This window comes from Marinobacter sp. F4216 (genome assembly GCF_019931195.1).
Taxonomy (GTDB): domain Bacteria; phylum Pseudomonadota; class Gammaproteobacteria; order Pseudomonadales; family Oleiphilaceae; genus Marinobacter; species Marinobacter suaedae.
The window spans coordinates 596,393-609,219 of record NZ_JAIOUO010000003.1 but is presented as its reverse complement, the minus strand read 5'-3'; the positions used below and the strand labels follow the sequence as shown (position 1 = coordinate 609,219).

General features: G+C 58.5%; 13 protein-coding genes and 1 pseudogene. 4 read left to right on the top strand and 10 right to left on the bottom strand.

The window, feature by feature from the left end; translation table 11 throughout:
* Positions 1-46: 46 nt before the first annotated feature.
* The gene (locus tag K8I84_RS08315) at positions 47-1,618 is read left to right on the top strand and encodes an inorganic phosphate transporter (protein WP_223794280.1); all 1,572 of its coding nucleotides are present in this window, start codon (positions 47-49) and stop codon (positions 1,616-1,618) included.
* A gap of 21 nt (positions 1,619-1,639) precedes the next feature.
* On the opposite strand, the gene K8I84_RS08310 is transcribed toward K8I84_RS08315, so the two are convergent.
* The 7 genes from K8I84_RS08310 to K8I84_RS08280 all read right to left on the bottom strand — a co-directional run bounded on the left by K8I84_RS08310 (position 1,640) and on the right by K8I84_RS08280 (position 8,026).
* Positions 1,640-1,912, bottom strand: a complete 273-nt coding sequence (locus tag K8I84_RS08310) for a hypothetical protein (protein WP_223794279.1) — start codon at positions 1,910-1,912, stop codon at positions 1,640-1,642.
* A 43-nt stretch (positions 1,913-1,955) separates the two neighbouring features.
* A complete protein-coding gene (locus tag K8I84_RS08305) occupies positions 1,956-3,764 on the bottom strand; it encodes a Na/Pi cotransporter family protein (protein ID WP_223794278.1) in 1,809 nt (602 codons plus the stop codon).
* 100 nt (positions 3,765-3,864) lie between these two features.
* Complete coding sequence (gene cls, locus K8I84_RS08300) at positions 3,865-5,277, bottom strand: cardiolipin synthase (RefSeq protein ID WP_223794277.1); 1,413 nt, start codon at positions 5,275-5,277, stop codon at positions 3,865-3,867.
* Positions 5,278-5,294: 17 nt separating this feature from the next.
* A complete protein-coding gene (locus K8I84_RS08295) occupies positions 5,295-5,615 on the bottom strand; it encodes a DUF3175 domain-containing protein (protein WP_223794276.1) in 321 nt (106 codons plus the stop codon).
* A gap of 68 nt (positions 5,616-5,683) precedes the next feature.
* Positions 5,684-6,286, bottom strand: coding sequence for an NUDIX hydrolase (locus K8I84_RS08290; protein WP_223794275.1), 603 nt, complete (start codon positions 6,284-6,286; stop codon positions 5,684-5,686).
* An 8-nt stretch (positions 6,287-6,294) separates the two neighbouring features.
* A complete protein-coding gene (locus K8I84_RS08285; RefSeq protein ID WP_223794274.1) occupies positions 6,295-6,963 on the bottom strand; it encodes a glutathione S-transferase family protein in 669 nt (222 codons plus the stop codon).
* 127 nt (positions 6,964-7,090) lie between these two features.
* Entirely contained in the window at positions 7,091-8,026 is a 936-nt protein-coding gene (locus K8I84_RS08280) for a DUF6635 family protein (protein WP_223794273.1), read from the bottom strand.
* 116 nt (positions 8,027-8,142) lie between these two features.
* Between K8I84_RS08280 and K8I84_RS08275 the strand changes: the two genes are divergently transcribed.
* Positions 8,143-8,502: a rhodanese-like domain-containing protein gene (locus K8I84_RS08275; protein ID WP_223794272.1), complete on the top strand. Its 360-nt coding sequence runs from the start codon at positions 8,143-8,145 to the stop codon at positions 8,500-8,502.
* A gap of 25 nt (positions 8,503-8,527) precedes the next feature.
* Here K8I84_RS08275 and K8I84_RS08270 read toward each other — a convergent pair.
* Together K8I84_RS08270 and K8I84_RS08265 are read right to left on the bottom strand one after the other, a co-directional pair.
* Positions 8,528-9,397: pseudogene (locus tag K8I84_RS08270) on the bottom strand (patatin-like phospholipase family protein); the annotation flags it as partial.
* Positions 9,398-9,479: 82 nt separating this feature from the next.
* Positions 9,480-9,683, bottom strand: a complete 204-nt coding sequence (locus K8I84_RS08265; RefSeq protein ID WP_223794270.1) for a hypothetical protein — start codon at positions 9,681-9,683, stop codon at positions 9,480-9,482.
* A gap of 183 nt (positions 9,684-9,866) precedes the next feature.
* Here K8I84_RS08265 and K8I84_RS08260 point away from each other — a divergent pair, with 183 nt between their 5' ends.
* A complete protein-coding gene (locus K8I84_RS08260; protein WP_223794269.1) occupies positions 9,867-10,049 on the top strand; it encodes a hypothetical protein in 183 nt (60 codons plus the stop codon).
* Positions 10,050-10,188: 139 nt separating this feature from the next.
* Complete coding sequence (locus K8I84_RS08255; RefSeq protein WP_223794268.1) at positions 10,189-11,505, top strand: MFS transporter; 1,317 nt, start codon at positions 10,189-10,191, stop codon at positions 11,503-11,505.
* A 51-nt stretch (positions 11,506-11,556) separates the two neighbouring features.
* Here the strand turns inward: K8I84_RS08255 and ltaE are convergent, their stop codons facing one another.
* Entirely contained in the window at positions 11,557-12,567 is a 1,011-nt protein-coding gene (gene ltaE / locus K8I84_RS08250) for a low-specificity L-threonine aldolase (RefSeq protein ID WP_223794267.1), read from the bottom strand.
* Positions 12,568-12,827 lie beyond the last annotated feature (260 nt).

Genomic DNA, 12,827 nt, shown 5'->3' with positions numbered 1-12,827 from the left:
TGGCTCGGAGGCTGTCACCAATTAAGAACTGGATGGCGGCAGACTTATGGAATTAGAACAAATCAATGCCATAGAACGAGCAACCCGCTATGGCCGCGCCGAGGTTTTCCGCTTTGGTCTGGCGGTATTATTCCTTGTGGGGATCATGTTGTATGTCCGCTCGATCGGGGCGGATACTCCGAACATGGTCATTCTTGTGGCGGCAGCCATGATTGGCGGCTACATGGCGATGAACATCGGCGCCAACGATGTTGCCAATAATGTGGGGCCTGCAGTCGGTTCCAAAGCGCTCACTTTGGCTGGTGCCATCGCCATAGCGGCGATCTTTGAGGCGAGCGGCGCCCTGATTGCCGGCGGCGATGTGGTCAGCACCATCAAGAAGGGGATTATCGATCCGGCACTGATCGGGGACTCCAATACGTTCATCTGGTTGATGATTGCTGCGCTACTTGCCGCGGCGCTTTGGCTGAATGCGGCGACATACGTGGGCGCGCCTGTGTCCACGACCCACTCCATCGTCGGCGGTGTCATGGGCGCGGGTATCGCAGCCGGTGGCACGGACATCGTGGATTGGGGGCAGTTTGGTCAGATCGTCGCCAGTTGGGTGATATCGCCGGTTCTGGGTGGGGCCATCGCTGCACTGACCCTGTATCTGATAAAACGCCGCATAACCTACCAGCGTGACATTGCTGAGGCCGCCAAATACAACGTACCCCTGTTCGTTGCCATGATGGCCTGGGCGTTCGCCACCTATCTGGTGATAAAGGGGTTGGGCAAGGTTGTTGATATCGGGTTACTGCCTGCGGTCTTTATCGGCGCGATCGGCGGTATCCTCGTATGGCGTCTGACCAAATGGTTTATCGCCCGCCTTCCCTCCGAGGTCGAAAACAGTAAAGCGGGCGTCGACAGCCTCTTCACTTTCCCACTTATATTTTCTGCCGCATTGTTGAGTTTCGCTCACGGGGCAAACGATGTCGCAAACGCAGTCGGCCCGCTGGCTGCGATCAATGAAGCTGTCTTGCAAGGCGGCGTCGCGACGAAGGCGGCGATCCCTACCTGGGTGATGTTGGTAGGTGCACTTGGGATTGCGCTCGGCCTGGCATTGTTCGGCCCCAAGCTTATTCGCACCGTAGGGTCGGAGATCACGGAACTCGACCGGATGCGTGCCTTTTGCATTGCCATGGCGGCGGCGATTACGGTCATCATCGCCAGTCAGCTGGGGCTTCCGGTAAGTTCGACCCATATCGCCATTGGCGGTGTCTTCGGTGTCGGCTTTCTGCGGGAGCATCTAAAGACCACCTACCGCAAGAAAATTGATGAGATCGAGGCGCACCATGCCGGAAAAGATCGGGCCGTCGTAGAGCGCATACTTGAGGAATTCGAAGCAGCTTCGTTCGAAGAGAAGGGAACTATTCTCAAAAATCTAAAAAGTAAAAGCGGTACCCCCACGCCGATCTCGAAAAGCGAACGAAAGGGCCTGAAAAAGGTTTACCGGCAGGAACTCGTCAAGCGCTCAGCCGTGTTGAAGATTGTGGCTGCCTGGTTGATTACGGTGCCGTTATCGGGGGTGTTGGCGGCTATTCTGTTCTTTACCATCCGGGGGATGCTGCTGCCCTGATGCGCAGGGCCGGGGGTGTCGTCAACTGTTATCGTTGTGGCCTTTGGCACTGTCGCTGATTTCCTTCACCAGTTCACGCAGCTTGGCCAGCTGAGCCTCGACCACGCGCAGACGAACCTCGGTCTGGGCAGGTGTTTCCTCTAAAGTGCCGGAACTCAGCCGGTCCCGGTATTTCGCCTGCTTTCTCTCCAGTGCCTCTTCCAGGCGCTCCAGCTCTTCCAGTTTGGGAGAGAGCCCCTTGTCGTGTTCACCCAGAATATCGTCGAGCTTTGCTACCAGATCCTTGAATCCCATTGTCCGGCTCCTTCAGGTTTGAATCATCGTCGCTCATGGTGCATCAGAGTGTGACACCGGCCTGGCCCTCATCACTCACCGACAGTGCCTCGGTGGTTCGTGCTGCGTCCACATCCAGGGCCGTAAGCAGCTCACGGGTCGCGGTCAGAATCGCATCGACGGTTTCGCTGGCATAGGCCGAATCGTTGAGAAGGGATGTCGCCATCGCCGAATCGATTCGCTTGGTGCCCAGAAGCTTTGTGACCCGCGCAACCATGGATTCCCGGTCTACCCGGGCACCCATGGCGATCTCGTCAAGCTCAAGCAAGGCCGTGCTGGGGTCTTCAAACTGGCCCTCGTAAATCCGATGGGTTTCGCGGAGCACCATGGCCACCCGCAGCCGCAAGTCGTTGTACTCATGACGAATGGCAGGATTATTACACGCCATGTACGTTGTCAGGTTTTTACGCAGGTGTTTCACATGCTTGATGGCTTCGACCATCTCGGCGGCGGCGTGTTGCAGGCGATAGAGTGATTCGGTTGAACTGGCGGGCGACATGCGCGTCATCCGGCCGGAGATGAAATCCAGTATGGCGTTGTAGAGTTCTTTGACGCGCTGCCGGTAGACCAGGTCCATGTCGATATCGATACGCTCCCGGCTATTGTTAATCATCCCTTCGAGGTCATCGCTGGTGCAAATATGTTCGCGGTGCAGATGCAGACCGTGGGCGAGGATAATGAAGGCCTGGTCAAACAGGTGCCAGACTTCCCGGCGAACCGCGGCATTGGCGCTATCGGCAGAGTCCATCGCGGCGCGGTTCAGGTACTTGGGTCTGGCTGCAGCCTCTTCTGCTTTTTCCGGCAACCAGCGCTCCAGTGCTCGCGCCAGTTGAGAGATCAGTGGCAGCATGACGGCAACACCGAGACAGTTGAACAGGGTGTGGAACAGGGCGAGCTTGACCGTGTAGTCATCGTCAGCGATCGACATAAGCGCCGAGAGGCTGTCGACGGTCCAGCGCAGGGGCTCGATCAGGATCAGCGCAATGGCCGCTGTTGCTACGTTGAACAGCAGGTGGGCGCCGGCCAGGCGTTTACCCGCGATGTTCGCGCCAAGACCACCGATCACGGCGGTCACCGTGGTGCCGATGTTGGCGCCAATGGCCAGTGCCAGGGCGTTCTCGTAGGTGATCTGGCCCGTGGTAATGCCCGCCAGGGTGAGGGCCAGCGTTGCGTGGCTTGATTGCATGATGACTGTTGCCAGGATGCCGAGCCCGGTATACACCAGCAGTCCGGTAACGCCCGTCATGGCGTATTCCCGCAGGTCCACCGCCGACTGGTAGCCCTCGAACCCCGCCTTCATGAAGTCAATGCCAAGAAACAGGAACCCCAGGCCGGCCAGAATCGCGCCGGAGGCTTTCAGGGTGCGGTAATGCTGGAAATTCATCACAACACCGAACACCAGCATCGGCAGCGCAAAGGCCGATAGACTCATCTTCATGCCGATGGTGGCGAACAGCCAGGCGCCGGTTGTGGTGCCCAGGTTGGCTCCGAAAATGATGCCGATGCCGGTGATCAGGGGCAGCAGGCCGGCACTCAGGAAGGAAATGGTAATCACCGACACCAGAGAACTGGATTGCATGATGGCGGTGCTGACAATGCCGAAACCGAGGCTTTTCGGAATCGTATCGGTTGTCCCCTGCAGCAACCGTTCCAACAGCCCACCGGTGAACTGCCGGAACCCGTTCTCCAGCGAGAGCATGCCAAACAGGAAGATCGCAACCCCGGCAGCAATCTGCTTGAACTCAGGGCTCGCCCAGAGCGCAAAGGCCAGAAGCCCGAATACTCCGGTGAGGACGAGTTGGCGGTAGGTCATTGGCTCACGCTTTCCGCTATCGGCATAAGATTGGCTCCGGAAATCAGACTGCCATACCTTTAATATGGCAGGATTTCAGTTGCTTACACCACTTTTTCACTTACAGCACCGGGGCGGCCAGCCTCGATAGTTTCACCCCGAGCCGCCACCAGAGCGGGCGATCTTCCAGACTCTCCGGGTCGATCGGCTCGGCGTGGTCGAAGTCCTGCTCGAACATGGCTTCCATTTGCTGGGCGAATCCCTCATCGACAATCACCGCGGCCACCTCAAAGTTGAGGCGGAAGGACCGGTTGTCGAAGTTGTGGGTGCCGACACTGGAGATGCGATCGTCAATCAGCGCTACCTTTTCGTGGAGGAACCCGGGCTGGTAGGCGTAGAAGCGAATGCCGAGTCCGCGCAGTTCCTCGATGTAGTGGAAAGCTGCCAGGTAGACGGGCCAACTGTCGGGCTTGCCGGTGGTGATGATCCGCACGTCGACGCCCCGGAGGGCGGCCAGTTGCAGCGCTTTCATGACGGCTTCGTCGGGCACGAAATAGGGGGCGGACAGCCAGATTCGCTCGCGGGCAGCGCTCAGTGCGGAGACAAAAAACAGGCTGGCTTTTTCCAGATGGCCGATTGGGGCAGTGGGCAGGATCATCACCTGCTGGTCAGCGTTGGTGACAGGTGTCGGCGTCCATACCAGTTCCGGAAGTTCCCGGGTGGCCCAGTACCAGTCCCAGAGGATCGTCAGCTGGACCTGTATCGCGGCCGGCCCTTCGATTTTGACGTGGGTATCGCGCCAGGGGCTGAAGTCCGGGTCCAGCCCCAGATATTCGTCTCCCACATTGTGGCCACCGACCCAGGCTGTGCGACCATCGACCACCACCATTTTCCGGTGATTGCGAAAGTTGAGCTGGAACCGGTTCCCGACACCCTGGTTGGGTTTGAATGAGCTGACCTGAATACCGGCGGCCTGCATATCGGCCAGGTAGGCTTCGGTCAGGCGGGAACTGCCCACTTCGTCGTAGAGCACCATAACCTTGACGCCCGCCCGCGCTCGCTCGGCCAGTGCGTCTTTCACCCGCCTTCCCAGTCCATCGTCGTGGATCATGTAGAACTGGAACAGAATATACCGCTCTGCCTCGGCGATGCCCCTGAGGATGCTGTCGAAGGTGGCCTCCCCATTGATCAGCAATTCCACCGTGTTGCCTCGGACCAGGCCAAACTCTGCCAGTTGGTGAACGACGTTATACCAGGACGGTGCCTCACTCCTGGGTACCGTCCACGGGCCGAGCAACTCGCGATACCCATCCAGGATCGGGTCGATCTCATTGGCCCTCTCTTCGTAGGCATCGGCCATGCCCTCGAACTGGTTCCGGCCGAACACTGCGTACGCGGGAACCGCGACGAATGGCATAGTAACGAGGGACAGGGTCCAGGCCACCGCACCCGTTGATGTCCGTGTGGTCAGGGCCGCATGCAGCGCCATGATGATGCCCATGGCATAGAAGCCTGTTACGAGTAGGCCAATCATACCCTTCCTTGTGAGTTTCATTGTCTGGAATCCGTCCTTGGCGCTGGGACAGGCCCTTTGCGAGGTTTTCCGAAAAGGACGCGCAATTCGTCCTTGGCCGCCTCGAGCCGTTCCTTTTGTTCGGCCGAAAGTTGCTTGCCAGCTCGATTGATATAGAACGTCAGCATCGACATGGCCGACCGGTAGGGATCGGATTTACGGCGTTTGCTCTGTTCAGCGGACCGCTTGAGGGAACGTGCGATATCCCGGGGATCGTCAAGGGTAAAGACGCCACTCTCCAGCTCCAGGGCATCGCTGGAATCGGTCACCTTCTGCGACCAGCGTTCAGGTTTGTCCAAAACCTGCCTCCCGTCGAAGCGCGAGCATTGTCTCTAAAAACGTAGCAGATAAGCGGGGAAAGAAGGGGTTACTGCCGGGGTTGCGTAAGAGGTTGCGCGAGTAACTCCTGCAACATGCTATAGCTCAGCCCCCAGATGCAGTACTCCTGATATCGACAACAGGGCATATTCAGGGTACCCAGCGGCGTGCGCCAGGGACGTTTACTCTGGTTCTCTTTGTCCGCCAGGTAGTCGAGAGGAACCCAGACCAATGTCTCGACTTCATGGTTGAGCGTAACGGCTTTTGGCCCTTTCCATTCGTAAACGTAGGGCGTGACCACCATGGGACGCCAGCGGCTGTGGTGACGGGTCAGCAGGTCAGAGAGGCGGGCCTGGAAACGGCCATGACGCACCAGGTCAATACCGGTTTCCTCCAGGGTTTCCCGTTCGGCGGCCGCGCGGGGCGTGGCGTCCTCCGGTTGCAGGCGGCCGCCAGGGAAGGCCATGTCGCCGGACCAGGGATCGCCTTCCCGGCGGGCGCGCTGGATGAACAGCAACTCAGTGCCGCCGTGGTCTGTCCGACGATAGATTAATGCGACGGCAGCCCGGGTCAGGCGGCGCCGGAAGGGGATCTCCCGGGGGCGCAGGCGCCAGCGACTGGACGCTGCGGGTTGGTGTTCACGGTGTGCCAAGGGGCTGCTCAGGCAAACTCATAGTCGCCGCCTTTCTCAAGGGCCCGCCTGTACGCTGGCCGTGCATGCACCTGTTCGACCCAGGCGGTGATGTGAGGCCTGCTGTCGCCGACGATGCCTCGGGCTACGGACGCTTCCAGCGGAAAACTCATCTGGATATCCGCCCCGCTCAGGTTGTCCCCAAGGAACCAGGTGTTTTCAGCAAGATGGGACTCGATAAAGTCCAGATGGGTTTTGATCATGGGGCCGATGAACATCTGGTTGGTTTTATCGGAAATACCCTTGGCCACGGGTTTGATGAAGAACGGCATCGGACTGGTTTTCACCTTTTCAAAAACCAGGCGCATCACTAGCGGCGGCATCAGTGAACCCTCAGCGTAATGCAGCCAGTAGGTGTAATCCAGCCAGGCCTGATTGCCACTGGGTGGCAGCATGGTGTCTTTGCCATAGGTGTGGGCCAGGTATTCGATAATGGCGCCCGATTCGGCCACGGTCAGATCTCCGTCGGTGATCACCGGGGATTTGCCCAGCGGGTGGACCTTCTTGAGGCTCTCGGGCGCCAGCATGGTTTTAGGATCACGTTCGTAACGCTGGATCTCGTAAGGCACCCCCAATTCTTCCAGCATCCAGAGCACTCGCTGTGAACGGGAATTGTTGAGGTGGTGAACGGTAATCATGCAGAACTCCCTTTGCATCGAATGAATGGGGTAGTTAGAAGGGTAGGCTGCAAATGATTGTTCGGTTCACTTTCCGTGTGCTTTGAGTCGCTTTTTTAGATAGAAAAGCGAGGGCGGAGGCAGCTGCCTACAGCAATCCCGAGCGGATCATGTCAAAAGCATCCATAACCCGCGCAACGAACTGGTCTTTCGGGCGGAAGCTGCTTTGGGTGTTTTTTGCGAAGTCTTGCTGAAGGTGATCCAGCAGCTTGTTCAGGCGGCGGCGATGCAAACCGACGGCCGCCTGAATCGGATCGGTGATCATGCCGGAAAAGGCGGCAAATACCGCCAGAACTGCCATGACTCCGACGACCGTCAGGGCGGTTGTGAGGAATGACGGCTCGGGAGGAAACAGGTCGTAATACCAGCCACCGATGGTTTCGCCCAGGATGAAGTCCCGGGCTGCCAAGGCTTTCGCCACCATGGCGGAGAGCACCATGCCGATGCCAATCCCGCCGGGGGTAAACTTCTGGAAGGCAAATGCCCCCAGTACGGTGCATGAGATGCTGTTGGTGATGTCTGCAGAGGCTGTACGGGTCACCCGGTACTGACTCAGTGCGTCCGACACCAGAGGTTCAACCAGCGAGCTGAATTGCTGATGATCCACCGGCTCACGGGTATGGCGGTCGTAGACTTCTTCCAGCGCCTCAATCAGATAACGCTCCAGCAATTGGTCTTGCTGATCGTTGTTCAGCAGTTCTACCAGAATCAGGTCAGAGATGTGCTGCTGCACCCGGGTAGTGAACCCGGCCGGTGCAAGAGCGGCCAGTCTCGACAGCCATTTCATGCCGGGTTGCCCACGTGTCAGGATTTTTATCAGGCATGCCAGGGCGTACACCGGAGCCCAGAGCAGGTTGACCGGTGCCCGCAGCAGATCCCAGCCCAGTGCCTTCTGGTTGGTGGCGATTGCTCCGGGGAGGCGGAAATGGCGGTCGATAAACCCGGGAACCCTCGCCCTGCAATCATCGAAGTAGCGCTCCACGCCTGAGCGGATAGCCAGCGCTATTTCTGCTTCTGAGATCATTTGCGGGGGTGGTGCAACAACGGGCATAGTGCGCGTATTTATCGGCAAGTGAATGTCTGGCTCATTAGACCCTAATTGACATGGCCGGACCACCGGTCAAACAGGAGTAACGCATCATGAGTTTGAAAAACCTGCAGGAAATCGTCGCAGACACCAAGTCCTCCCTGCATTGCCTTACACCCCAGGCGGCCAAAGACCTGCTTTCCGAAAGCAGCAATGCGCTGGTGATTGATGTGCGTGAGCCGGGTGAAGTGGCCGAGAAGCGTGCCGCCGGCACGATCAATATTCCCCGCGGTGTGCTGGAAATGAAGATCACCGATCACACTACGGATCCGGACCGCCTCATCCTCCTGCACTGTGCCACCGGAGGACGCGCCGCGCTGTCTGCCGCGGCCCTGAAGCACATGGGCTTCCGTAACGTCAGTATCATCGACTGCAGTTGCGATGAGCTGATTACACATTTTGGGGTTGCTTGAGGTCTTTTCGATATACGCAGTCCGTTCAGCTACGATGACGAACCGCTTGGGCCTGGCGTTTCAGGTCCTTGATGATCTCCGGCACTTTAAGCGGCAGCAGGTCTTTTGCCGTTCTGACCAGATTGATAAAGACATTCATTCGCTTGTACCAGAGCAGCCGACCGATCCTTTTCTTCATCGGGTAGTAGCCTTCCATGACCAGGTCATCCACGCATTTGGCATTGTTGGTCAGGCTGTAGCGGCTCAAATCCAGCGGTACGGCGATGTCAGCCTTTTTAAGCTGCTTGCGGGTGTTGAAGTCGATGCCGATGTTAATGGCGTTGCTGATGACATCGAAGGTGTCTTCCGGCTTCGGGTACCGGCTGACGTGACTCAGGTCCACGGCCACGGTGATGCCTGCGCCCATGCCCGCCAACGGCGAAATCGGAACGTTCTCGACCAGTCCGCCGTCCACCAGTGTCCGGCCGTCGATTTCAACCGGAACATACAACCCCGGCACGGCCATGGAGGCACAGACAGCGTCCGCCAGATTTCCCTTGCGAAAGATCAGCTGCTCTCCGGTTTCGATATCCGTGGCGCAGATCGCCAGGGGAATATGGGCGTCTTCGATGCGGCAATCCCCGAGGTCCCGAAGGATCATTTCCCGGATCGGCTTGGTACTGAACAGGCCACCACGCTCAAGGGTGAATTTGGTGATTTTGGACAGGTTGAGGGTCGAACCGATGGAGAGGATCGAGTCGATCGGGCGGCCAAAGGCGTAGTAACTGGCGACCAGCGCGCCTGAGCTGGTGCCCGCAATACAATGGATCGGAATCTGCTCTTCTTCGAAGGCCTTCAACACGCCAATGTGAGCAATACCCCTGGCGGCACCGCCGCCTAGCGCCAGACCAATTCGGGTATTAAACGGATTGAACGTCATGTTCGAGAGCCTTTTGCCATTGCGAAGAAAAGCACCTTGATTCAATTCTAAAATATTCCTACAGGTCGACAAACCTTGGAATCAACATAAGGCTGATGCCCACGGCCACCATGGTGTAGACATCGGTCATCAGGTAGGGATAGAGAACCAGCGCAAGGCCGCTCCAGCGCGCGGCCATGTTGTCCTGGCGCCGTCCGTAAACAAAGTATCCGATGCCAATGGCGCTGAAGATCAGCCCCGAAACCAGTAATGCGGTGTCCATAGTGGGGTATGTCAGTCTACTGCTGGTGTTGCGGACAGGCTGCTTGGTAAGCCCCCGGAATTCAAGGAACGATGCCGCAGAAGCGCAAAAAAATGCCCGGCAAACTGCACGCATTTTTGACGGGGGACCAATGCAGCTTTACTGTCAGACTGAATTCCGGGCCGACGGTAGGGAGGGCTGGCCATGGGTACCTTGCTGACGATTCTGGCGATTTTGTTTCTGACGCTGATCGTCATTATTCCTTTGCTGGAAAAGTTTGCAGCCAAGGGTGGCGAACCGAAGAACTACGGCCATCTTACGCGCTGGTTCATTCCAATGATTATGTTGATCCTGGTGTTACAGTTGCTGCACCACTACTTTGGCTAGGCTCTGGAGTGTCGGTGCCGACAATGCGGCCTGCCAAAGCTTCGGACGGGCGCTCCAGCCCAGCGTGTTTGAAGTGAGAGTCTGCAGCTTCTAGTCTCGGGAGACTGGAATACAAATACCCAGCCCCGGAGGCGACATCGTGAAGTCGGTTTCAAACATCGGATTTGCCCTGTTTGGAGCGGCGCTGACCGCGATCAGTTTTGGCCTGGCCCGTTTCGCCTTCGGTCTGTTCGTCCCTCCTATCCGAAATGACCTGGAATTGACGCCCTACCTGATCGGTATCATTGGTGCCTTGCCACTCATCAGCTTTCTGCTGGCGTCACTGGTGGCGCCCTGGTTGGCGATTCGCCTGGGGGCACGCAACGCGGCGGTGCTGTCCGGTGGCTTTGGCGTTGCCGGGCTGGCGCTGATCAGTCAGTCGACCGGTGCGGTTTCCCTCGGTCTGGGAGTGTTTGCCTGCGGTATCTGCACCGGGCTGATGATGCCGGCTCTGTCGGCCGCGATGCAGGTGCTGGTGGATCGTTCCGTGCATGGGCGGGTCAGCTCCATCATGAACGCCGGTACCAGCGTGGGGGTTGCCCTGGCGGTGCCGGCGGTTCTGTTCATGGCCGGTATCTGGCGCTCCGCCTACCTGGCGTTTGCGGCGCTGGCCTTCATCGGCGTGATTGCAGCCTGGTTTATCATTCCATCGGTCTCCCGGGTGATGCCATCGGACGCGGCACCACCAGCACCGATCAGCGCCCTGCAGTGGTGGCGTCTTCTCAGACTGTCACTGTTCGCCTTCGTCATGGGATTCATTTCCTCCGCGTACTGGATCTTTGCGCCCGATCTGGTGGTGAACCTGGGCGAACTGCCCGACAGCGAAACCGGTTGGCTCTGGCTGGCGGTGGGGATTGCCGGGTTGGGAGGCGCGGTGGTGGCTGACCTGGCGGATCGAAACAACCCGCCAATAACCCAGGCGCTGATGCTGATGATGCTGGCCGCCAGCCTGGCCTTGCTGGCGGCAACGCCCGGACAGATTGTACTGGCGGCGTTTTCGGCACTGGTGTTTGGTCTGGCCTATATGAGCCTGACCGGGCTGTACCTGATGACGGGCATTCGGTTATTGCCCGGGCGGTTGTCCATGGGACCCGTTCTGCCGTTCATGGCGGTGTCGCTGGGGCAGGCATCAGGTTCCCCCCTGGTGGGTACGCTGGTGGACAACCTGGGGTACAGCAGTGCGTTTGCGACCTTTTCCGTTATTGGCATTGTGGTGGCGCTTCTGTCACCGCTTTATCCCCATTACATCGACTTCGGCACGGACGAGCCTGAGGAGGAAGAAACGGGCCTCCAGGCAGCGTACGACTACCAGTTGCAGGATGAGGAAGGCGAACCATATACCTATGACACAGACGACGAAGAGCGTCCTGGCATTGACGAGGAGGCACTGCCTGAGCCCGCCGATACCGCCCGCTGACGTTCGTTTGAGCCCAGGGGCGGCACTCAGCTGCGTAGTGCTTGATCGTGACTAGGCGCGGTAGAACCGGCGGACGGTATCAATCAGCGTGTCGACATCCTGCCGGTTCACATCCAGATGGGTGACGAAGCGGATCGGGTCACCGGCATTGATCAGGATGTTGCGCTCGGCGAGGTAATCGCGCAGCTGTCCGGCTCTGCCGGCCCGGCAGCGGGCATAGACAATATTGGTCTGGGTGCTGGCTGGGTTAACCTCCAGCTCCGGAATCTCCGAAAGGCCAGTGCTCATATAAGCAGCGTTTTCATGGTCGTCCTGCAGACGGAGTGGACCCTGCTCCAGCGCAATTCGCCCGGCCGCCGCCAGAATGCCTGCCTGGCGCATGCCGCCACCCACCATCTTGCGCAGACGTGTCGCGCGGTCGATAAAAGCTTTCGAGCCCAGCAGAAGTGACCCGGCCGGCGCGCCCAGGCCTTTCGATAGGCACACGCTGACTGAATCGTAGTGTCGGGTGATCTCGGTCACGTCGCAGTTGGATGTCACTGCGGCGTTGAATACCCGGGCGCCGTCCAGGTGCAGCAGCAGTCCGTGCCTGTCACAGAAGGCACGGGCATCACGCTGATAGTCGAGGGACAGTGCCTGGCCGCCAATGGTGTTTTCCAGAGAGAGCAGGCGAGTCACCGCGAAATGAAAGTCATCGGCTTTGATGGCAGCGCGGGCCTTGTCGAGGCAGATACTTCCGTCCGGCTCGTTCTCGATCGGCTGCGGTTGCACGCTGCCCAGCACCGCGGCGCCACCGCCCTCATAGCGGTAATTGTGGGCCGACTGGCCGCACAGGTATTCGTCGCCCCGGCCACAGTGACTCATGATCGCCAGCAGGTTGGCCTGGGTTCCGGTTGCGGTAAACAGGGCGGCTTCGAAACCGAACCGCTCGGCGGCAAAGGCCTGCAGGCTGTTCACGGTCGGGTCGTCACCATAGACATCATCCCCGACCTCGGCGTGGGCCATCGCATTGCGCATTTCTCGGGAAGGCCGGGTAACGGTGTCACTGCGAAAATCAAGCATGAGAGTACTGCCATGTAATGGATCTGATTTGCTGCATTCTACAGGGCAGGGGGCCGGAGGGAAGCCGGGAGACAGGATGGACACGGACCTGAAGTTCCAGGCGTCACATAGCTTGCATTTTCAATCGATTGAAAGTGTGAATTGGCGATCCCTCGCTATTAGACATTGGTTGTAAATTTGGTGAGCTTTTGTTGCTTATTTGACCAACCTCTGTGAACTTGAATCTATGGGGACACCTGTTTAAAAAAGCGTCAGTGGTG

Bases quoted from the DNA above. Each gene is read 5' to 3' on its own strand.
- K8I84_RS08315 (WP_223794280.1), top strand. From the start codon at position 47: ATGGAATTAGAACAAATCAATGCCATAGAACGAGCAACCCGCTATGGC.
- K8I84_RS08310 (WP_223794279.1), bottom strand. From the start codon at position 1,912: ATGGGATTCAAGGATCTGGTAGCAAAGCTCGACGATATTCTGGGTGAA.
- K8I84_RS08305 (WP_223794278.1), bottom strand. From the start codon at position 3,764: ATGACCTACCGCCAACTCGTCCTCACCGGAGTATTCGGGCTTCTGGCC.
- cls (WP_223794277.1), bottom strand. From the start codon at position 5,277: ATGATTGGCCTACTCGTAACAGGCTTCTATGCCATGGGCATCATCATG.
- K8I84_RS08285 (WP_223794274.1), bottom strand. From the start codon at position 6,963: ATGATTACCGTTCACCACCTCAACAATTCCCGTTCACAGCGAGTGCTC.
- K8I84_RS08280 (WP_223794273.1), bottom strand. From the start codon at position 8,026: ATGATCTCAGAAGCAGAAATAGCGCTGGCTATCCGCTCAGGCGTGGAG.
- K8I84_RS08275 (WP_223794272.1), top strand. From the start codon at position 8,143: ATGAGTTTGAAAAACCTGCAGGAAATCGTCGCAGACACCAAGTCCTCC.
- K8I84_RS08265 (WP_223794270.1), bottom strand. From the start codon at position 9,683: ATGGACACCGCATTACTGGTTTCGGGGCTGATCTTCAGCGCCATTGGC.
- K8I84_RS08260 (WP_223794269.1), top strand. From the start codon at position 9,867: ATGGGTACCTTGCTGACGATTCTGGCGATTTTGTTTCTGACGCTGATC.
- ltaE (WP_223794267.1), bottom strand. From the start codon at position 12,567: ATGCTTGATTTTCGCAGTGACACCGTTACCCGGCCTTCCCGAGAAATG.